The organism is Collinsella sp. LCP19S3_A6 (genome assembly GCF_052122015.1).
Taxonomy (GTDB): Bacteria; Actinomycetota; Coriobacteriia; order Coriobacteriales; family Coriobacteriaceae; genus Collinsella.
Map to the genome: position 1 here is coordinate 37,303 of NZ_JBQKDD010000011.1, position 21,392 is coordinate 58,694.

General features: G+C 59.5%; 16 protein-coding genes and 1 tRNA gene. 6 read left to right on the forward strand and 11 right to left on the reverse strand.

Going from position 1 to position 21,392, the window contains the following annotated elements:
* Positions 1 to 100 precede the first annotated feature (100 nt).
* The 8 genes from ACTQVX_RS07610 to ACTQVX_RS07645 form a co-directional block, all read right to left on the reverse strand.
* Positions 101 to 1,069, reverse strand: a complete 969-nt coding sequence (locus ACTQVX_RS07610) for an SIS domain-containing protein (RefSeq protein WP_441540170.1) — start codon at positions 1,067 to 1,069, stop codon at positions 101 to 103.
* A gap of 101 nt (positions 1,070 to 1,170) precedes the next feature.
* Positions 1,171 to 2,037, reverse strand: a complete 867-nt coding sequence (locus tag ACTQVX_RS07615) for a sugar phosphate isomerase/epimerase family protein (RefSeq protein ID WP_441560751.1) — start codon at positions 2,035 to 2,037, stop codon at positions 1,171 to 1,173.
* Positions 2,038 to 2,045: 8 nt separating this feature from the next.
* A complete protein-coding gene (locus ACTQVX_RS07620) occupies positions 2,046 to 3,608 on the reverse strand; it encodes an amidohydrolase (RefSeq protein ID WP_441540168.1) in 1,563 nt (520 codons plus the stop codon).
* Between the two features lie 10 nt (positions 3,609 to 3,618).
* Complete coding sequence (locus ACTQVX_RS07625) at positions 3,619 to 5,082, reverse strand: YfcC family protein (protein WP_441540167.1); 1,464 nt, start codon at positions 5,080 to 5,082, stop codon at positions 3,619 to 3,621.
* Between the two features lie 296 nt (positions 5,083 to 5,378).
* Complete coding sequence (locus ACTQVX_RS07630; RefSeq protein WP_441560753.1) at positions 5,379 to 6,113, reverse strand: GntR family transcriptional regulator; 735 nt, start codon at positions 6,111 to 6,113, stop codon at positions 5,379 to 5,381.
* Positions 6,114 to 6,180: 67 nt separating this feature from the next.
* Entirely contained in the window at positions 6,181 to 6,324 is a 144-nt protein-coding gene (locus ACTQVX_RS07635) for a hypothetical protein (RefSeq protein ID WP_441540165.1), read from the reverse strand.
* A 193-nt stretch (positions 6,325 to 6,517) separates the two neighbouring features.
* Positions 6,518 to 9,046: a phosphoketolase family protein gene (locus tag ACTQVX_RS07640; protein ID WP_441560755.1), complete on the reverse strand. Its 2,529-nt coding sequence runs from the start codon at positions 9,044 to 9,046 to the stop codon at positions 6,518 to 6,520.
* A gap of 204 nt (positions 9,047 to 9,250) precedes the next feature.
* Positions 9,251 to 10,279, reverse strand: a complete 1,029-nt coding sequence (locus ACTQVX_RS07645) for a LacI family DNA-binding transcriptional regulator (protein ID WP_118388843.1) — start codon at positions 10,277 to 10,279, stop codon at positions 9,251 to 9,253.
* 183 nt (positions 10,280 to 10,462) lie between these two features.
* Between ACTQVX_RS07645 and murB the strand changes: the two genes are divergently transcribed.
* Positions 10,463 to 11,425: a UDP-N-acetylmuramate dehydrogenase gene (gene murB, locus ACTQVX_RS07650; RefSeq protein WP_441560762.1), complete on the forward strand. Its 963-nt coding sequence runs from the start codon at positions 10,463 to 10,465 to the stop codon at positions 11,423 to 11,425.
* 218 nt (positions 11,426 to 11,643) lie between these two features.
* Here murB and ACTQVX_RS07655 read toward each other — a convergent pair whose 3' ends face one another.
* Positions 11,644 to 12,849 carry a coiled-coil domain-containing protein gene (locus tag ACTQVX_RS07655; protein ID WP_152067824.1) on the reverse strand — a complete coding sequence of 402 codons (1,206 nt, stop codon included), beginning with the start codon at positions 12,847 to 12,849 and terminating at the stop codon, positions 11,644 to 11,646.
* Positions 12,850 to 13,115: 266 nt separating this feature from the next.
* Here ACTQVX_RS07655 and galE point away from each other — a divergent pair, with 266 nt between their 5' ends.
* Entirely contained in the window at positions 13,116 to 14,177 is a 1,062-nt protein-coding gene (gene galE / locus ACTQVX_RS07660) for a UDP-glucose 4-epimerase GalE (protein ID WP_427728932.1), read from the forward strand.
* Positions 14,178 to 14,291: 114 nt separating this feature from the next.
* On the opposite strand, the gene ACTQVX_RS07665 is transcribed toward galE, so the two are convergent.
* On the reverse strand, positions 14,292 to 15,230 hold the full coding sequence (locus ACTQVX_RS07665; RefSeq protein ID WP_441560757.1) for an ABC transporter substrate-binding protein: 939 nt from the start codon (positions 15,228 to 15,230) through the stop codon (positions 14,292 to 14,294).
* Positions 15,231 to 15,414: 184 nt separating this feature from the next.
* Entirely contained in the window at positions 15,415 to 16,134 is a 720-nt protein-coding gene (locus tag ACTQVX_RS07670) for a GntR family transcriptional regulator (protein WP_427719731.1), read from the reverse strand.
* A 224-nt stretch (positions 16,135 to 16,358) separates the two neighbouring features.
* Here ACTQVX_RS07670 and ACTQVX_RS07675 point away from each other — a divergent pair, with 224 nt between their 5' ends.
* The 4 genes from ACTQVX_RS07675 (at position 16,359) to ACTQVX_RS07690 (ending at position 21,111) form a co-directional block, all read left to right on the forward strand.
* Positions 16,359 to 18,812, forward strand: coding sequence for a PTS transporter subunit EIIC (locus ACTQVX_RS07675; RefSeq protein ID WP_441560760.1), 2,454 nt, complete (start codon positions 16,359 to 16,361; stop codon positions 18,810 to 18,812).
* A 128-nt stretch (positions 18,813 to 18,940) separates the two neighbouring features.
* Positions 18,941 to 19,954: a polyprenyl synthetase family protein gene (locus tag ACTQVX_RS07680; RefSeq protein ID WP_441049363.1), complete on the forward strand. Its 1,014-nt coding sequence runs from the start codon at positions 18,941 to 18,943 to the stop codon at positions 19,952 to 19,954.
* A 138-nt stretch (positions 19,955 to 20,092) separates the two neighbouring features.
* The gene (locus ACTQVX_RS07685; protein ID WP_441560761.1) at positions 20,093 to 20,998 is read left to right on the forward strand and encodes a peptidoglycan-binding domain-containing protein; all 906 of its coding nucleotides are present in this window, start codon (positions 20,093 to 20,095) and stop codon (positions 20,996 to 20,998) included.
* 38 nt (positions 20,999 to 21,036) lie between these two features.
* Positions 21,037 to 21,111: transfer RNA gene (locus ACTQVX_RS07690), tRNA-Gln, on the forward strand.
* The last annotated feature ends 281 nt before the right edge of the window (positions 21,112 to 21,392 follow it).

Sequence of the window (21,392 nt, forward strand, 5' to 3'; positions counted from 1 at the left end):
GGTTAACTCCATTCGGGTATATCGCCGCGGTTACGGCGAGCAGCAGGGGTGCGAGGGATTCGCGCGGCTCAACGTGCCCGGCACCCCGCTTTAAAAGCCGTTAGTACTTCTCGATGCCCATGTAGCGACGGACGTCAGGATGATGGTCGAACACCTTGCCGCGAGCGGAGCGCAGCTCGCAGTTCATCGCGTAGAACAGGATTGGATCGAGGAACGCGCGGACGCTCGCCGGAATCTGGTCCATGCCGTACTCCATGGCATCGAGCACCATGAGGGTGTCGGTATGGGTCTCGAGGAACGCGAGGGCGCGCTCGTCCATAGCCCGGCACTCGCTGGAGGACATCTGCAGGAAGTAGAAGACTCCGGGCTCGGTCACCTCGAAGGGGCCGTGGAAGTACTCACCGGAGTGGATATAGGCGCAGCTCTGCCACTGCATCTCCATAAGCGAGCAGATAGCGAAGCCATAGGTCTGGCTAAACACGGGACCGGATCCCAAGATATACAGGAACTTGTGGTCCTGGCACAGGGCGGCGAAGCGGTCGCAAAGCTCGGCGTTGACCTTCTGGCGAGCTGCGGGCAGGATCTGATCCATCTTGGCGATGCCTTCGTACATGTCCGCAAGGTCGGCATAGCCCTCCTGCTGGTCCAAGACCTCGGCAGCAAGAGCCAGGGAGATGCCGGCGGGCACCTCCGCCTGCGGAACTCCCTCGCCCCACGGATACACCCAGCAGGTCCACTCGCCGTTATCGATGCCGGAGCCGGCGTTGTCGGTCTGGGCGATAACGGTTGCGCCCGCCGCCTTGGCAATCGTGCACGCGTCGATTACCTCGCGCGTGTTGCCGGAATGGCTGCAAGCGATAACAAGGGACTTTTCGCCCAAGCGCTTGGGGCGCATGATATCGAACTCGCGGGCGGTATACGCCTCGCTGGTAAACGTGGTCGCCTCGCGCTTCAGCAGCTCGTGAGCAGGCAGCAGGTCGATGAGGGAACCGCCGCAGGCGACCCAAAAGACGCTATCGAAACGGCCCTTTTTAGCGATTGCGTCGGCGATGAGATCATGTGCGTTCATTGTTGTTCTTCCTTTCGATACGGCGGACGAGTCCGCCAGCGTTTACTACAAGTCTTCACGTCGCGCGTGTTGATCGCCCCGCGCGAATGGGGAGCTACGCGCTAATCGACAAAATACTTCTCGAAGGCGTCCATGTTGCGCCGGTCCGCGGCGGCAGGATCATCGAAATACTTTCCATCGGTGATCTCCTGGCCAAGATAGCCCTCGAACCCATGCGCGTTGAGGACGCGTACGAAATCGTCCATGCTGTGCTTTCCATCGCCCCAAACCAGATGGCCGTATGGGTCGCCATCAATGAAGTGCATGTTCTTTATGGCACCGTCGCCAAACTCGGCAAACCACTCTTCAAGGCTCTCGCCGGCGACTCCCATAGCGGTAGTGTCCACCATTGGGGTAAGGTGCGGGCTGGCTACCTGGTCGAGCATGCGCCTAGCGTCTGCGAGCGTAACCACCAAGTTGCTCTCTTCCGGCCGCAAACTCTCCATGCAGAGAGTCACGCCGTGCTCGCCGGCATAGTCCGCAAGAATCGCCAAGTGCTCGGCAGAGCGCTTCCAAGCCTCCTCGCGGTCCTCGTCCCAGTCGCCCCAACCGGAGTTGATGGACATATACGGGGCGCCGAGCACCTCGGCGAGCTCGATGCCGTGCTTGAAGTACGCAAGGCTCCGCTGCGCGTGGAGGGGCTTTCTAGCAGCGTACTGCCACGGATACACCACGTTCTCCGGGCACAGGGAGCTCACGGAGAGGCCGCGGGACTCGATCTTGTGGCGGAGCTCGTCGGCCTCGAAATACCCCGTGTGGTCCAGCGTCACATGCGGCTCTGCCGCCCACAGCTCGATGGTTTTGAAGCCAAGGCGCTGCTGGACATCAAGGAAGTAATCGAGCGACCACATGATGTAGTGAATGTTCATGCCGGCGACCTGCTCGCGATGCAGACGGGGCACAGAAGCGTTTAAATCCATGTTAGGCATCTCCTCTCCTAGCAATCTTCGTACACGACCCGGCCATCGCTCAGCGTGAGCGAGACCCGGATGTCTCGGGCATCTTTGGGGTCTACCGCAAACACATCGCGGTCGAGAACGCAGATGTCCGCGAGCTTGCCCGCCTCGAGCGTACCGAAATCGTCCTCGCGAACCAGATCGTAGGAACCCCCGGCAGTCCATGCCCGCAGCAGCTCGGCAACGCTGACGGTATTTTGCGGGTTGACGTCCAATCCGTCGGCGAAATACCCTCCGCAGGCGCTGTAGATCGAATCTCCCAGATGCGGGATAAGAAGGGGGAGGTCGGTGCCGCAGCACAGCACGCATCCACTATCCACCATGGCGCGACGGTTCCAGCTGCGGGAAAGCCTCTTCTCTCCTATCTGGCGGCGCATGGTCGAAAGGCAATCCTCGCGCTTATCAAGGGTGAGGATCTGGGGGTAGACCTCACAGATTCCGCCGATGGCGCCCATGCGCGCCAGATCGATCGGATCGGAGTTCTCAAGGTCCGTAATCGAATGCCTGCGAGCGAGCCTTCCCGACTCGTCGCGCGGCAGGCGCTCATACAGGTCGATTGTCTTGCGAACGGCCCCATCCCCCTGACAATGAAGGGAGTAACGGAATCCTTGGGCATCGATCTTAGACAGCTCGCGAGAAATGAGGTCCCATTCGGGCTCCTCGACCACGGTCTTTCCGCCGGCGCCCGCATCGGCCCCCTCCTCGTAGGGATCGATCATCTCGGCCAGGCCGCACCACACGCCGCGATCGGTCATGCGATTGAAGCCGGAGAACCTGACGAAGTCTCCTTGGAAGCGATTGCGCGCCGAGCAGGCGTAATCAAGATCGGCTCCGCGCCCGACGGGCTGGCTCATCATGTCGACTCGAACCGTGAGCTCGCCTTCCTGCTCGCGGCGATACATCTCGTCCGCAAACCCGTAATAATCGTCGAAGCACATCTCCTTGATGGCGGTGACGCCACGGGAGTTGAGCATGGCCATATAGTCGCCATATGCATCACGAACCTCCCGAAGGGGCAGGTAGTCGCGCATAAGACGCCAAATCATCTCGGCATAGCAGGCTTCGGGCGTGAACCCGTAGCGCTCGGAAGCGGCAGAGTTGAGCACGCAGGTCTCCGCGCCGGCAGTAAAGGCGACGGCAGGCGTGGATGAGAACTTCTCGTCCAGCATATCGACCAGGTCGTCACCCATGAGAGCGTCTGGAAGGTTCATGCCCAACGCCATAGGGGCCTGGGGCCGCTCCTCCTTCCAATTCGACATCGCGGTGAGAACATCATCTGCCGAGGCCACATCGATAAGATCGGCGCCGATGCGACGAAGCACCCAGCCGGTAAAGAACGTGTGCACGTCGACAAGGCCTGCCATGACGGTTCTGGAGCCAAGGTCGCGAACCTCGTCCGCATGCTTAATATATTCGGCAGCCCGATCAGAGGCACCCACGGATTCGATGCGATTACCGCGAATCGAGACATATCCGTCGATCGGTTCATCAGAAAGGCCGGTAAAGATGCTGCGGGACAGCAATACGAGCGAACGATCAGACACTGGGCACCTCCTACATCGGCAGCAGGCCGGAGATCGTAGTCGCGACCAATCCGAACAGAACCATGAAGATAAAGAACTTCCAGATGGTCTTCCACCATTGCCCAAAGGAAATCTTCGCTACGGCGAGACCCGCGACGGTCATGCCCGCAACGGGGCTGATGGTGTTGATGGTCTGGTTCGCGAACTGCAGAGCGGTGACGGCGGCCTCGGGATTGAGACCCATAAGCTCGGTCAGCGGGCCCATGACGGGCATGGTGAGTGCAGCGAGGCCGGAGCTGGAAGGAACGAGCAGCGAAAGCAGGCCAAGGACGATGTACATGAACGTGGTATAGATGAAGGACGGAGCGCCCGCAAGGAGTCCGGCAAGCCCGTTAAGAATAGAGTCGATGATCATTCCGCCCTCTGCGACGACCAGGATGCCGCGGGCGATACCGATGATGCAGGCTGCGTAGGCGAAGTCAGCGATTCCGCGGACGAACTCCTCCGCAATGGTCTTCTCGTCCAAACCGCCGAGAATGCCAGCGAGAAGGCCCATGGCCAGGAACACCATAGAGATCTCGTTCATATACCAGCCCTGGGTAACGAGGCCCCACACGATAACGCCCATGCCGACCGCGAAATCAATGAGGACGAGCTTGTGGCGAAGCGTGAACTCCTCTTCGACAGAGGCGTCGGTGACGGAGAACTCGATGCGCTTCTGCTTATCATCCTCATAGGTGATGGAAGACTTAGGATTGAGCTTGACGCGGTGCGCGTAGCGCATGGCCCAGAAAATGCCCGCGGCGGTGAAAATGACCCACAGGATGGCGCGGAGCCACAGCTGGGGATTTCCCTCGATGCCGATAACACCCTGGGCGATCAGCACGTTGAAGGGATCGATGGTGGATGCGCAGTAACCAAGGTTGGGACCGAGGAAGCAGATGATGAACGCGGTCATGGAGTCATACCCGATGCCCAGCATGATGGGGATGAAGATCGCGTAGAACGGCAGCGCCTCCTCGGACATGCCGAACGTGGAACCGCAGATCGAGAGCAGGATCATGGTGATGGGAATGATCAAGATGTCCTTGTTCTTCAACTTCTTGATCACGCGGCTCATACCGGCGTTTAGGGCGTTGGTCTTGGTGACGATGGCGAACGATCCGCCGATCAGCAGGACGAACGCGACGACATCGGCCGCAGCCTGGATGCCCTGGGTGGGAGCCTGCAGAACGGCATCGATGCCCTGTCGCAAATCGACGGTCTCCCCCGTCTCCGGATCGGTGTAGACCTTATCGACCTCTTGGTACGTTCCAGCTACAGCGACTTCTCGCTCGCCCGCAGCCGTCTGAATGATCTGACGGTCGAACTGACCCGATGGAACGACCCATGTGAGCACCGCGAAGAATACGATCAGCATGAACGCGATGGTGTACACATGGGGAAGCTGGAGGCGGAATCTGCGCTTGGGCTTCTCCTTTTTGGTATCCGACATTCTTGACCTCCTGTCAGAACAACGATGCTTGCCATAAATCCTCATGTATAAGCAAACATCTTAGGTTGTCCTATGTATAACCTGCATGAAGGTGCCGGTCAAGAAACATATTAGATTGTTCTATAAACGGTTGCTTTTACGCGCTAAACGGACCCGTTGCAGCGATGGTGAGGGCGGCGCGGCACAAGAAGGCAGGGAGGCTCGATAAGGGATGCTCCCGAGAAGCCTCGCGCGTTCCGGTTATGCATAAAGGGATGCAAGGCTCCAAGAGGCGGGAGCAGCCTCCACGGGACTCGCTAGATATCGAAGCTGTAGCGTGAACCCACGTAGTACTGTCTGCCGTAGCAGAAGGGTTCTCCGTTGGAATCGAGAAAGCCCACGTTCATGAAGAAGAGCGGCTCCCCTACTGGGACCTTGAGCTCGCGGGCGGTATCGATTCCCGCACGGGCAATCTCCAACCTGCAGGGATCGGACGAACAGGGATACCTGCCCGTACGCTCCCCCACAGTCTCGAATATCGAACAATTGGAGAGACTGATATCTTTGAGAAATTCGAATCCCTCGACAGGATAGTAGTTGTTCTCGAACAGGACCGGCACGCCGTCTGCGGTACGCACGCGTGAGACCAAGATGAGGTCAGAGCCTTCATCCAGGCCCAAGAAAGAAGCGAGGTCGCGATCGGCGGCAACGACCCTGCGGGCGACAACGCGAGCGCCCGCCTTCTGGCCGTTTTCAGCGCATGCTTGGGTAAAACTCTGAACATCGTCCTTCTGATGCACCTTGCGAATTATCTTGGTCGCGGTCACAAACGTACCACGCCCCTGCCGCTTGGTGAGATACCCCTCGTCCACAAGCCCCTCTATAGCGCGGCGAACCGTGACCCTTCCCACGCCGTACATCTTAGAAAGCTCAAGTTCCGTTGGGATCTGCGAATCAACGGGATATGTCCCCTGCTCGATATCGCTCTTAAGCAAATCGAGCACCTGTTGATACAGCGGGGCGGAAGAGCCCCCATCCAGATGCGCATCCACAAAAACTCTCCCTTTACGGCGTTCCTGATCTCATAGACTTCATTCTACCGCACATGGGAAAATGGGGCTAAACATATAGGAGCTCTGCATGTTTGAGCAGATCGGGAATCTGGTCGATGATTTCGTCCGCGCTTACTTGCGAAAAACCAAAACGCTCCTCGCGCTTGGCGAACCCGCCCGGAGGCGGCCCCAGCGCGAGACCGTCCAGCACAAGCACCCCCGAGCTGCCGCTCGCCGCTGGTTGAGCAAAAGTCAGCGAGCGGGTTCCAAGTGCCCCAGGTCGCCGTGAAAGAGGAGCGACGCGTACTTCTGTACGCGAGCGACGGTTTGAACGGCGAGATGGGGTGCTTGGAACCCGCGCAGCGTCGAGCCTTTACGCGGTTTGGTAAAACCGCGTAACAAAGTTACTCGTTGTCGCCCGCGGTCATTTGGGTTGCGGAGAGTACGCCGTCGGCAGCGGTTGCGGCTGCGGCGTCGGGCCAGACCCAGTCGGTAAAGGCCGGGTGATCGAAGCCCTCGTCGCACGCGAACTCAAAGGCCTCGGTGCGGAAGGCCTCCCACTCATCAATCTGCTCGGCAAACTTATCGGCGTCAACCATGCGCAGCACGTCGGCGGCCAGGGCCCAGCGGTCCATGTTGTTCAGGCGCAGCATGTCAAACGGCGTGGTCGTGGAGCCCTTCTCCTCGTAGCCGTGAACGCGGAAGGCATCGTGACCGGGACGGTTCCAGATCAGGCGGCGAATCGTGCCGGCATAAGCGTGGAATGCGAAGAGCACGGGCTTCTCGCCGCGGCCAAACAACTCAGCCCAGCGCTCATCGCTGATGGCTTGGTCGTTCTCGCAGACGTTCTGGATCTTGAGCAGATCGACTACGTTGACAAACCAGACCTTGATGCCCAGCCCGCGCAGCATATCGGTTGCGGCCAGTGCCTCGAGCGTCGGCACGTCACCGCAAGTAGCGACCACGACGTCGGCCTCGGCGAGCGAGTCGGCAGTCGATGCCCACTCCCAGGTCGCTACGCCCTCGACGAGCTCAGACTTGGCCTCGTCGACCGTCTGGAAGGTGGGGGCGGGCTGCTTGCCACAGAAGATGGCATTGACGCAGTCGGTGGACTGGTAGACGCGCTCGGCCACAGCAAGGGCCATATTGGCATCGGCCGGATAATAAGCATTCACGACATGCGTGTCGTTGGCCTTGTTGAGCAGCAGGTCGATAAAGCCGGGGTCCTGGTGCGAAAAGCCGTTGTGGTCCTGGCGCCAGACATGGCTCGACAGCAAAATATTGAGGCCGCTGATAGGAGCACGCCACGGAATCTCGCGCTTGGTTGCTTCGAGCCATTTGCAGTGCTGGTTGACCATGGAATCGACCACGTGGACAAAACTCTCGTAAGAGCTCCACACACCGGAGCGGCCGGTGAGCACGTAGGCCTCGAGGAAGCCCTCGCACTGGTGCTCGGACAGCTGCTCGACAACCTTACCGGAACCGGCCAGCAGCTCGTCGTTGGCATCGTCCTCGTAGAAACCGGCATCCCACTGCTTCTTGGTCACCTTATAGGCAGCCTGCAGGCGGTTGGACGCGGTCTCGTCGGGACCGAAGATGCGAAAATCATCCATGTTCTTGGCCAGAACATCGGCAGTGTACTCACCAAAGACGCGGGCGGCCTCGGTGGAGCCCCAGCCGTGGCCCTTACTTGCGGCGGGGATCTCGTGAGCGTGAATATCGGGAAGCTCGAGCTCGCGGCGTACCTTGCCGCCGTTCGCGTTGGGATTGGCGCCGATACGCAGCTCGCCGGTCGGCATAAAGGCCGTCACCTCGGGGCGCACCTGGCCCTCGGGCGTAAAGAGCTCCTCGGGCTTGTAGGAGCGCAGCCACTCGCGCAGCACGCGGAAGTGCTCGTGGGTATCTTTGGCGCTCGCGAGCGGCACCTGATGGGCGCGCCAGGAGTCCTCGGTCTTCTTGCCATCAATCTGCTTGGGGCAGGTCCAACCCTTGGGCGTACGGAACACGATCATGGGATAGGCCGGACGGACCACGGTCTCGCCCGCAGTGGCCTGAGCCATAGCGGTGGCCTTGATGTCGCAGATCTCATCGAAGACCTGCTCGAACAGGGCGGCGAAACGCGCATGAATGCTCGCATGGCTCTCGTCGTCAAAGCCGGCGACAAAGAAATGCGGCTTATAGCCCATGCCCTCAAAGAACTTGGTGAGCTCCTCGTCGGACACGCGGGCAAGAATGGTGGGGTTGGCGATCTTGTAGCCGTTGAGGTGCAGGATCGGCAGGACGATACCATCGGTTGCCGGGTTCACGAGCTTATTAGACTGCCAAGAGGTCGTGAGCGGACCGGTCTCGGACTCGCCGTCGCCCACCACAGCCACGGCCAGCAGGCTCGGGTTATCCATGACGGCACCGTAAGCGTGGCTGAGCGTGTAGCCGAGCTCGCCGCCCTCGTGGATGGAGCCAGGCGTCTCGGGCGCAAAATGGCTCGGAATACCGCCGGGGTAGGAAAACTGGCGGAAGAACTTCTGCAGGCCGGCCTCGTCATTGGTAATGTCGGGGCGAATCTCGCGGTAGGTACCATCGAGCAACGACTGGGCGGTGCCAGCGGGGCCACCGTGACCCGGGCCCATCAAGAAGATCGCGTTCTGGTTGTGATCGGCGATGAGGCGGTTGACATGACCGAACAGGAAGTTGATGCCGGGCGTGGTGCCCCAGTGACCGACCAGGCGGTGCTTAACGTCCGGGCGACCAAAGTCGCGCACCTCGCCGGTTTTCTCATCGACAAAGTCGGGGCGCATGAGCGGGTTAGAGCGAAGGTAGATCTGACCGACGGACAGATAATTCGATGCACGCCAATACAGGTCGACGCCCTCGAGCTCGGAAGCCGGCACCTCGTGGCCCAGCTTTTGCCACGGCGTCCCCAGTGTTTTAGCCATTGTTTATGTCCCTCCGCTGTGCGGTCGCCCTCCAATACGGCAACCATTCGTTGGGACTAGTATATTTGCTAAAACGTTTTATCATGGTGAAAAAACGTTTTATCACCCTTATCAATCACATCGATCAACAAAACGCGACATTCACCTGCGGCATTGTCTGCCACAGGTGCTCCACATTCGGTCTCTGCAAATTGATAAACGTGTTTAGTTATGTTTAGTAAGCTCGAGCACGCTGCCCTTAACGATAAGCGCCGGCTCCAGGACGACCTCTTCGGCACGCCTACCGCCCCTACCGGCAAGACGCTTGGACATGCAGCCAAAAGCATGTTCCGCGAGGACACCAGGATCCTGCTCAATGGCGGTCAGCGCCGGCTCAAAGAGAACGTCGGCCGCCGAGTTGTCATAGCTCACCACCGAAATATCGCCCGGGATGCTCTTCCCCATCTCGTGCAAACGCTTGAGCAAACCGAGGGCAATGTTGTCCGAGCTCGCGAATACGGCAGTGGCGTCGGTTGCGAGCACCGCCTCCGAGGCCTCGTAGGCGCTCGGAATGTAGTACTCGCTCTCAAACTCCAAACGCGCGTCGATAGGCAGGCCAACCTCGCGCAGCGCGCGCTCATAGCCGGCAAGTCGCTTGCGACCCGTATTGGAACGACGCGCATTAACCAAGCAGGCAATGCGACGGTGGCCCTGCTCGATCAGATAGCGGGTAGCCATATAGCCACCCATCTCGTGGTCGAACATCACCTTGTCGCACTCGAGCCCCTCAATGGCGCGGTCGACCATCACGGCAGGGATGGGTAGATGGCTGACCTCTTCGCGCAGGGCACGGTCGTCCGAGAACTCGTCGCCTACCACCAGGAAGACACCATCGACGCCGCGCGTCACCAGCTGGCGCAGCAGTTCCAAGTCATCGTCGGCGCTTCCGCCCGAGCTGGTAATAAAGAGCGCATAGCCGTCCTCGCGGCAGCGCTTTTCCAAGCTACCGGCAAGTGAGGCAAAAAATCGGCTCTCGATGTTGGGGACGATAAGGCCCAGGGTGCGTGACTCGCGCATGACCAGGCTGCGTGCAATCTGGTTGGGAACATAGTGGTTGCGCGCCGCGACCTCCTTGATGAGCTTGCGGTTTTCTTCCGAGATGCGACAAGGCCGATTGTTGAGAACAAGCGAGACCGACGAGGGGGAAAGCCCCACCTCCTGGGCGATCTGCTTGAGGGTGACTTTGTTGGCCATCTCGCTCCTTCCGGGTTTACGCGCAATCTCTTTAAAGTATAGCGACTGCCCCTCTACCTCGGTGATAAACACTTTACCAATCCGGTAGACGGCTGTTTTATCGCCGCCAGCGCACCAAATACGTCCAGGTGGGGTATATTGCAATCGATTGATGACAACGACCACCAAAAGGCGGATATTCGGATGCACGAGAACGACTTTTTTAACGAGGACCTGCTGTGCACGCTCGCTGGCGTTGCCGGCGAGGACAACGTGTTGATGAGCGAGCCCATGCGCGAGCACACCACGTTTAAGATTGGCGGCCCGGCCGACGTCTTTGTCACGCCCGACACCGAGCAGGGCCTCGTCGCCACGCTCGATACCTGCTATCGCTGCGATCTGCCACTCACCATCGTGGGCAACGGCTCCGACCTACTCGTCGGCGACAAGGGCATACGCGGCGTCGTCGTAGCGCTAGGCGAGGGCCTCTCCGACATTACCGTCGACGGCACGCACGTTACGGCAGCAGCCGGTGCGCTGCTTTCGGATGTTGCGGCCGCGGCAGCCGAAGCCTGCCTCACCGGCATGGAGCCCATCTCGGGCATCCCCGGATCGGTCGGCGGCGCCTGCTACATGAACGCCGGCGCCTACGGTGCCTGCATGGCCGATGTGCTGGAGTCTGTACGCGTCTACAAGCCCGCCCGCATGCTCGACGACGGCACCCGCGGTAGCGGCAGCATCATCGAGTTCGATGTCAACGAGCTCAATCTGGGCTATCGCAAGAGCCGCATCGCCGACGACGGCTTCATCGTGCTTTCGGCCACCTTCAATCTCGCCCCGGGTAACGCCGCGATGATCAAGGCCGACATGGACGACTACCGCCAACGCCGCGAGGACAAGCAGCCGCTCGACATGCCGAGTGCCGGCTCCACTTTCAAGCGCCCCGAGGGCCACTTTGCCGGTAAACTCATCATGGACGCCGGCCTGCGCGGCCATGCCGTCGGCGGCGCCCAGGTGAGCGAAAAACACTGCGGCTTTATCGTCAACGCCGACCACGCCACCGCCGCCGACGTCGACGAACTCATCCGCCACATCCAAGCAACCGTCAAAGAGCAGTTCGACGTAGACCTAGAACCCGAAGTCCACCGAGTAGGCGAATTTTTATAAAAGGAAGGCCCCGAAAGGGGCCTTCACTTTCTTTAATTCAGACAACCAGTCCGGTGTGTCGCGCCTTGAGCCCGGAAGGTCTGGGACTGCGGGCGAGGCATAAGGTTGATCGCGAGTTCCGCACGCAAAGAAGGCCACTTAATGTGGCCTTCGTCTTGCGCAGGACTGCCCGAGCAGGCAACCTTATGCCTCGCCCGCAGTCCCGGACCAAGCCGCAGCTACGACAGCGCAATACCGCCAAGCCAGCCCCAGCGCACGCCAGAGCCAGTACCGTAAAAGCTAATGAACGAGTCAAGCGACCTCGACGTGATGGCGCCCTCGTTACTCATAACGATGCCGCCGCCAACATAGATGCCCACATGTCCGTACAGCAGACCCGGCATACCGGTGCCACTGTGCGACGAGTCGGCCACGATCATGCCCACCTGCAGCGCCGAACGATCGGAGCTGTAGCACCAGGCGTTAAACATGTCGCACGCGTTGCCGCCAAAGTAGCCCACGCCGGCGTTGCGGAAGACGTTGGTGACCCAGGCGGCGCACCAGTTCAGGCCAGGCGAAGGCGTGGAGTAGCATGCGTTGACGACAGCCTGCTGCTTGCCCGAGCCGGCATTCTGTTGCGGATTTCCGGGCGCATACGATCCGCCACCCGAGCTCGAACCACCCGAGTAGGAATTGTTCTTGTTTGCGGCAGCCGCAGCAGCGGCAGCCTTCTTGGCAGCCTCCTCAGCCTGGGCGGCAGCGAGAATCTCGGAATCGCGCTGGGCCATGAGCTCCTTGACATCGTCGGAGAGGCCGTTCAGAACCGTCTGGACCTCCTGCTGCTTGGCCTGCATGTCCTGCATCTGGGCAGTCTGCTGGTCCTTAAGCTTCTCCAAGTCGGCTTTTTGCGACTCGAGCTCGGACTTCTGCGTATCGAGCTCTTTCTGGATGGTCTGGATATCCTCGATGGCGTCGCGGTCGCTCTTGTTGATCTTCTCAACATAGTGCGCATTGGCGACGAGCTCCTCAAACGAGCCCGAGGCGAGCAGCAGCGACAGGATGTTGGTGCCGCCCGACTTATAGCTGGCGGAAACGCGATCGGAAAGATCGCCGCGCTTCTTTTTGAGCTCGGCCTTCTTTTCGTCAATCTGCGCCTGCGTGCTGTCAATCTGGCCCTGTACGCTCTCGATATCGTTGAGGGTCTGGGCGTTCTTGTTGGCCAGCGCCGCGTATTCATTTGCGATGCTGTCGAGCTGGGCCTGGACCTCGTCAAGCTGAGCCTGGGCCGCATTGAGCTTGTCAGTGGTTTCCTTGGTGGCCTCCGCAGCATGGGCGCGAGCGGGCAGACCAAAAAGAACGGCTGCAGAAGCGGCGCCGAACAAGGCCTTGAGGGCAGTGCGACGCGAAAGCTCCTGGGAAAGGATGGAATCGCTGTTTGGTGACATATCTACTCCGTTACATGTTTATTTATATGTCGCTCAACTCATACATATTAGCGTACATCCGACGCGTCCCAACGATTTCCACGAACGGCAGCAAACCCCATGGTCGGCGGCTCGTATGCAAACGTCAAAGTCAAGGTTATGCCCACGCCAAACATTTCCATGAGTACGTTAGCATGCTCGTCTGCTTTTCCTGCCCTGCACGTTTTGGGTGCCCCTGCCTGCGCTATACTCCCTCAGGAAGTGTTCCTGATTCGATAGGAGACTACATGTCCAAAGCACTCGACCCCAAAGACACCTGCGTCCTCGTAACCGGTGGCGCCGGCTTTATCGGCTCGCACACCGTCGTTCAGCTGCTCGAGGGTGGCTACCAGGTCGTCATCGTCGACGACCTCTCCAACTCCAGCGCCGTCGCCGTCGACCGTGTCAAGACCATCGTGGGCGACAAGGCCGCCAAGAACCTCACCTTCTACGAGGCCAACGTGCTCGACCGCGATGCCATGAACAAGATCTTCGATACCCATCAGATCGACCGCGTCATCCACTTCGCCGGCTTTAAGGCCGTCGGCGAGTCGGTGAGCAAGCCCGTCGAGTACTACCACAACAACATCGAGAACACCCTGGTGCTCGTCGACGTTATGCGCAACCATGGCTGCAAGTCCATCATCTTCTCGAGCTCCTCGACCGTCTACGGCGATCCGGATAACCCGCCCGTCACCGAGGAAGACCCCAAGAAGCCTGCGACCAACCCCTATGGCTGGACCAAGTGGATGATTGAGCAGATCCTTATGGACGTTCACACCGCCGATCCCGAGTGGGACGTTGTGCTGCTCCGCTACTTCAATCCCATCGGCGCCCATCCGTCGGGCCTGATCGGCGAGGACCCCAAGGGCATCCCCAACAACCTGGTGCCTTATGTCGCGCAGGTTGCCGTGGGCAAGCTCGAAGCCGTTCAGGTCTTTGGCAACGACTACCCCACCCCCGACGGCACCGGTGTGCGCGACTACATCCACGTGTGTGACCTGGCATCGGGCCATGTGGCCGCTCTCAACTGGATGAACGGCAAGACCGGCGTCGAGATCTTCAACCTGGGCACCGGCACCGGCACTTCGGTGCTCGAGGTTGTCGCAGCCTTCTCCAAGGCCTGTGGCAAAGAGCTGCCCTACGTGATTCGCGAGCGCCGCGCCGGCGACATCGCCGCCAACTGGTGCGACGCTTCCAAGGCCGAGCGCATGATGGGTTGGAAGGCACAGTACGACATCGCGGACATGTGCCGCGATAGCTGGAACTGGCAGAGCCACAACCCCAACGGCTTCGCCGACGCCGAGTAGCAAAAACCTACATACCGTTCTTGCCCCGATCTCACGATGTGAGACCGGGGCTTTTTCATGGCATGTAACCATTCGCCGAAAATCGACCAACTTTTTTATCTTGCCTATACATGTTTAAACAACATGTATACAATAGGTGTATCGAATCAGAACATCGGAGGCGGACTGCACACCCATCGGCAGGCCGACCCCACAACAAGAAGGATAGAAGACGGCCTTGCCGGTTGCGAACTCATTGGAGGCGTCGTCGCCGGTCTTGGAGGCAAGCTGCGAAGGATCGCAGGTGGAGTCGGTGATGTACAGGTCGAAGATCTGCTTAAAGTTGTCGAGATACTCGCCCTTAATCTCGTCATCCTCCTGGTTGTGCTCCTTCTCGAACTCGTAGTAGAGCGGGAGGTTGGCGAGGTGGGTGGTGTAGCGCCAGCTGGAGGAGTCATCCATGCCGGCGGAAGTGAAGGCACCGTCAACGCCAAGCTCGTCCTTGCGGGCCTGAATGTCATCGGCGCAAGCCTTCAACTTGTCGAAGGAGTTGATATCCTCGGCCTTGTAGCCAGCCTTCTCGAGGAGCTCCTTGTTGTAAATGATGCCGTAGCTCTCCTGGACCCAGTCGATACCTAGATCCTTGCCGTCGGACTGCAGAGCCAGGGAGTCGTCGACAAGCTCACCGCGGACCTTGGTATCGGACAGGTCGGCGCAGTAGTCCTTCCAGTTCTTAAGACCGGTGGGGCCGTTGACCTGGAACAGGGTCGGAGCGGAGCTCTTGGACATCTCGGACTTGAGCTTCTCCTCGTAGGTGTTAGAGGCGGCGGTCACGATCTTGACCTCGACGCCCTTCTCCTCCTTGTATGCCTTGGCGATCTCCTTCCACTCCTTGTCGACCTCGGGCTTGAATTGGAGGAAGTAGACCTCGGCAGCGTCACCAGAAGCAGAGGAGCCGGAGCCGGCGGAGCCACCGCAGCCCATGAGACCTAGGCCAAAGACCGTGGCGGCACCCTTTGCCGCCGCCTTCGGAGATTGGTTCGGGGACTTTGCCCCTTTTTCTGATTTGTACAATACGCTATTTGGCTAGTTGTTTGAACAAGTATTGTTAGAGCGGTAGAAAAACTTCGGTGAACGGTTCCTGATACATTCGTACTTGACAAATATTGTCTAAACAATTAAAGCGCCCCGTGCGGCCGATATCCCATCGACTGCACGGGGCGCTTCATATCGAAACGCAAGCTTATGCGTCTGTTACCTATCGCTTGGAATTGATGCGGTAATGGAAGATCTCGGGGTGTGTGCGAGCATGCGTCACCTCAAACAAGATGCCGTCCGAGGTGTACGACTGACTCTCCATGACGGCAACGCAGTTGTATTTGCCGAGGTCAAGATAGCTGCAGTCTTCATCGTTGGCGAGCTCGACACTCACCGTACGGCGACTCGCCATCACTTTGATGCCGCGCTTGTGCTCCAGATAGTCGTAGATAGATTCTGCCGCGATCTCGGGGGTCAGACCCTTGGCAATCGACTCCAAAAAGTAGCCATGGTCCACTTGGCGCGCGCTGCCGTTGAGGCTTCGGACACGCACTACGCGAATCAGCTCCTCGCCCACCTTAAAGCCCAGGCGACGAGAGAGCTGCTCGGTGCAGACCAGATGTTCAAAGGACTTAACGTCCGTCGATGCAACGGCATTGTTGCGCTTTGCAAATTCGCCAAACGACTCGACTTCCTCGAGTGCGCCCAACATGTCGGTTTCGCCCTTGAGCCAAATAACGCGCACGCCCTTGCCGTGTATGGGCTGCACAAACATCTCGTCGGCCAGCATGCTCAAGGCGCGGCGGACGGTATTGCGCGTGCAGTCGAACTCTGCGGTCAGCTCGGCTTCGGTTGGCAGCATCTCCTGAAACGCATAGGTCCCGTTAATGATGCGCGAACGGATCTCGCGGTAGATTCCTTCGTAAATCGCTTTTGGCATGGCTTCACCTCTAATGAATATGTATGGCTAGGCACGATAGCATTTCTTGGGGTTGTTTAAACCGTCTATCGGCAAAGCACGGATTATTTACCGTCGACGGTTCCCCCGGCACCCAAATCGGACCGAATCAAAACCGTCAATGCGGCAAGCAGCCAGTCCTCTACAATGAGTTCATTGTTTAAACGTTCTTGCTCGCACAGCATGTTGCATCCGGAAGGCATATTATGCTGCAGAAAATCCAACGCTTTGGCGGGGCAATGTTCGCGCCCGCCATGCTGTTTTCCATATCGGGCCTTATAGTCGGCGTCTCCGCCCTCGCAACGTCTGCGGACATCGTCGGCGACCTCGCCGTATACGGAACCCCTTGGTATATTTTTTGGGCTATCATCCAGCGCGGCTCGTGGACGGTCTTTAAACGCCTCCCACTGCTTTTTGCCGTAGCGCTGCCCATCGGCCTTGCCCAAAAGCAACCGGCGCGCTGCTGCTTCGAGGCACTCGTGGCCTATTTTGCCTATTGCTTCTTTTTGAGCGAGATCATTAAGCTGAGCGGTGACAACCTTGGACTTAAGTACCCGTCGTCTTTGACCTCCGCCAGCGGCATCACCGTCATCGACGGCATCAAGACGCTCGACACCGGCATTATCGGCCCGCTGGCGGTATCGGCCACCGTCGTCGCCATCCATGACCGCTTCTACGATGCCAAGGTTCCCGATTGGCTCGGTACTTTCTCGGGCTCCTCGTTGGTCTACCTCATTAGCTTTTTTGCCGTATTCGCCCTTGCCGCTATCTCGGCCGCCATCGTGCCCATCGTATACGCAATGACCGAAACACTGCGCCATGCACTTACGGGCGTCGGTCCCTTCGGCGTGGGCGCCTTTGTGTTTTTAGAGCGAGCACTCGAGCCCGTGGGGCTGCATCACCTGCTCTACATGCCAATCTACTACGACAATCTGGTTATTACCGATGGCATCTACGCCACGTGGACCAACTTGCTTCCCATCCTCTCGCACAGCACGCGCCCCCTCAACGAGCTAGCGCCCTGGGCTGGTTTCACCGCCACCGGTTGGGTCAAGCTCTTTGGTCTTCCCGCCATCGCCGTAGCGTTCTACACCACGGCCAAGCCCGAACGCCGTGCCAGCCTCAAGACCATCCTTCTGCCCGCCATCGTCGCCTCGATGGTCTGCGGCGTCACCGAGCCGCTCGAGTTTCTCTTTATGTTCACCTATCCCGGACTCTTTTTGCTCTACGCCGTCCTATCCTCCTGCCTTGCCATGGCCATGAACTTCTTTGGCGTCGTCGGCATCTTCTCGGGTGGCCTTATGGAGATGGCTGCCTTCAACTTTATCCCGCTCATGCGGACGCATGCCGGCTCCTACCTTTTGGCACTCGGAATCGGACTCGTCTTTAGCGTCATCTTCTTTCTGAGCTTTCGAGGTCTTATCCTGACCTTTGACCTTAAAACCCCGGGACGCGAGGACTACATTGCCAGCAACACGGCGCTCTCGCGCTTGACGGGAAACGACGTTGACGAAAAGCGCTTATCCGAAGCCGGCGCTTCCGACTGCCAGGCATCACAAGATCGTCTGCTCGCCGAGCAGGTTGTGGCGCTTCTGGGCGGCGTCTCCAACATTGTGGGCGCAACCAACTGCGCCACGCGGCTGCGCGTCGAAGTCGCGGACCCTTCTATCGTCGCGGACAACGCAACCTTTGTCGCAGCGGGCGCCAAAGGCCTCATCGTCACCGGCAAGACCGCCCAGGTAATCATCGGCGTCTCGGTCCCCCGCGTCAAAGAACACTTTGATCAGACTATGGGACTCGAACCGGGTTTTGCATTTGCCACCCCGCTTTCTCATGCCGCCGATGACGCCAAAAAGCATGGCAATATCTGCTTCTTCGACATCGACGGTACGCTTGCCTGGCAAGATCCCAAACTTGCCCAAGAGCTCCCCGAGGGCGAGCGAGACCTTTCCCCCTATCCCAACGAAACGGTTGCACAGGCAATTCGCACGTTTGTCGCCAACGGCAACAAAGCCTTTATCTGCACGGGGCGCACCCTCAGCTGCATCCATCCCAAGCTGCTCGAGCTGCCGTGGGCGGGCATCGTATGTCTCGCGGGCGGCTACGCCGAACTCGAGGGGCGCATCGTACGAAATGCGGCCATAAACCCCGGTCTGCTACAGCGCCTCGCCCCCTATCTCGAACAATCGGGTGAGGTCATTCGCTTTGAGGGCATCGATCGCGTCGTGCGCATGAGCGCAGATGCCCCCGAGACGTACGGATACGCGCGCACCGTGGGCGACGCCGTCACGCAACTCAAGCACTACAACGCTTATAAAATTCTTATGTCCACACCGCTCGCCAACCGCATCGCCCAAGATGAAGAGCTTGGGCCTCTGCTCTGCCTCAACGAGCTCGAACTCGAGGTCACGGAAATCTCGCCTCGCGAATGCACCAAACGGGCCGGAATCAAGGCCGTGCTTGACGCCCTGGGGCCAGATCACGGCACTGTGTACGGCATCGGCGACGCAAGCAACGACATCGCCCTCATGGAGGCGGTCGATGTTGGCGTCGCCATGGGCAACGCGCCGGACTTCCTCAAGGAAAAGGCCGACTACGTCACCGACAGCTTCGACCACGACGGCGTCGTCACCGCGCTCGAGCACTTTGGACTTATCTAGCCGCGCCTCTTGCCGCATTTGCGACAACATGGCTCAATCGTCTTCAACCGCCGCGCTCGATGCCCTAATGTGGCAATATGTTGTCTGCATAACGCAACGATGCTACCTAAGAAAGAATGCGAGAACCCGTGTCCAGTCCGTTTACCAGCTTTTTAGCCCAGCATTTTGACCAGATTAACGACTATCTGGCCACGTTCTTTGACGGACAGGCGACCTCTGCCGATATCGAGCGCTACCTGTATGGCCCGCTCTCGGCATTTACGGCCAATGCCGGCAAGCGCCACCGCCCGCTCATCTGCATGCTCGCCGCCACCGCGGTAGGCGGCAGCTTTGAGAGCGCCCGAAGCGCGGCGGCGGCCATCGAGCACTTTCAGTCGGGAGCGCTTATCCATGACGACATCGCCGACAACGGCCAGCTGCGCCGCGGCAAGCCCTGTATGCACCTTACCGAGGGTACGGGACTTGCCATCAACTGCGGCGACCTAGCGCTCACCATGGTTACCAAGACGGTTCTCGACGACCCCACGCTCGAGGCAGACGTGAAGCTCCGCGTGCTCCACGAGCTCACCGAGATGATCGTTCGCACCATCGAGGGTCAGGCGCTCGACCTGGGCTGGGTCCGCGATGGGCGCTTTGACATCTCGGTCGACGATTATCTGGACATGGCGACACACAAGACCGCGTACTACAGCGGAGCCACGCCACTTGCCGCCGGAGCCATTATCGGTGGCGGCAGCGAAGACCAGATTGAGGCGCTGCGCGCCTTTGGCCTGCACACGGGCCTTGCCTTTCAGATCCAAGATGATCTGCTCAACCTTATTGGCACCAAGGAGGCCGCCAACAAGGACTTCCGCACCGATATCACAGAGGGCAAGCGCACGCTCGTCGCCGTGCATGCCCTGTCAGACGAGCGTTATCACGACGAAGTCGAGGCAATCCTTTCCTCGGGCACCGAGGACCCCGTGCAACTCGCACGCGCCGTGGAGATCTTCCAGCAGACCGGCTCTGTCGATTTCGCCCACACTTACGCACTCAACCTGACTGCCAAGGCCAAGGCCGCTATCGAAGGTGTCGAGCTCGACCCGCATGCACGCGAGCTGTTCGACTCCATGGCAGATTTCTTTGTGGAGCGCCTTAACTAGCGGGGGTTATAAAACCTGTCAGCAGCGCATTTGGGTACAACTTGCTACACTGTTGAGTGCATGTTTATGCAACCCTTTGCGTTGTCTATCCGACACACGCTCAAATAGTACGAATGGTACGCCGAAAGGGGTTCGTTCATGGAACCTATCACAACGGGCATGCAGGGAGCAGCCGTCGAGGACGTCCAGTCCCGCCTTCTGCAGCTCGGCTATACAATCGATGACGCCGAGGTCGCCGATAAGCGCTTTGGCACCACCACCGAGCAGGCCGTTGGCACCTTTAGGCTCGACAGCGGCCTTGCCGCTGGCTACGCCGTCGATATCCCCTGTTGGAGCGCCCTGGTAGACGCCTCGTATAAGCTGGGCGACCGCACGCTTTATCTGCGCATGCCCAATTTCCATGGTGCCGACGTTCGGGCCCTGCAGAGGGCACTCAACGTTTTGGGTTTTGCCTGCGGTGAGGACGACGGCTACTTTGGCCCGCACACCGAGGCGGCCTTGCAGCAGTTCCAAGAAAATGTCGGCCTGTTTGCCGACGGCATGGCATTCCAGGATACCTACGCCTATATCAACCGTCTGCATCACGTGTGGGAGGGCAAACCCTCGGTTACCGAGGCCGAGTCGCGCATCGGCTTTGCCCGCGCCGCCAACGTGCTCGAGCGCTTCCAGATTGCCGTTATCGGTGAGGACCCCATCGCACGCAGCGTTGCATCGCGCATGTGGAACATCGCCACGGCGACGACCGACAACAGCGGCATGATGCTTTGCGATTCCGAGGTTCCGACCGACGTGGACCTGGTACTCGAGATCGCAAGCGATGAGCTGCCCGCAGATGCAGCGCCGCGCGCCACGATCGCCCTTGCCGAATGTCACAACCTGGCGCAGCGCATCCGCACTGCCAATATCGCCGCGCGACAAAAGCCTGCACGTATCCGCATTGAGCTCACGGGCATGACGCGCTACAACGGAACCTTCACCGCAAGCGACGCCCAGACACTCGCCATACGCCTGCTCGATGGCGTTTGCGATGCCCTCGCAGATTAGGTAAACTAGACGAGCTGCTTTTGGGCAGCACCACACATTGGGACGTAGTTCAACGGTAGAACTCCGGTTTTTGGTGCCGGCTGTTGGGGGTTCGAATCCCTCCGTCCCAGCCAAGGTAACTGAGCGCCCCGGGCTTTCATCAGCCCGGGGCGCTTTCTTGTGGGCATGCGGAGGGATCCGAACCCGCAAGGGTGCGGAGCTGAGGAAACGCGAAGCGTTTTCCAGCGCAGCACGCAAGGAGCGGAGCGACGCAGCGGGGCGCGGCCGCCGGAAGGCGGACGCGGAATCCCTCCGTCCCAGCCAAGGTAACTGAGCGCCCCGGGCTTTCATCAGCCCGGGGCGCTTTCTTGTGGGCATGCGGAGGGATCCGAACCCGCAAGGGTGCGGAGCTGAG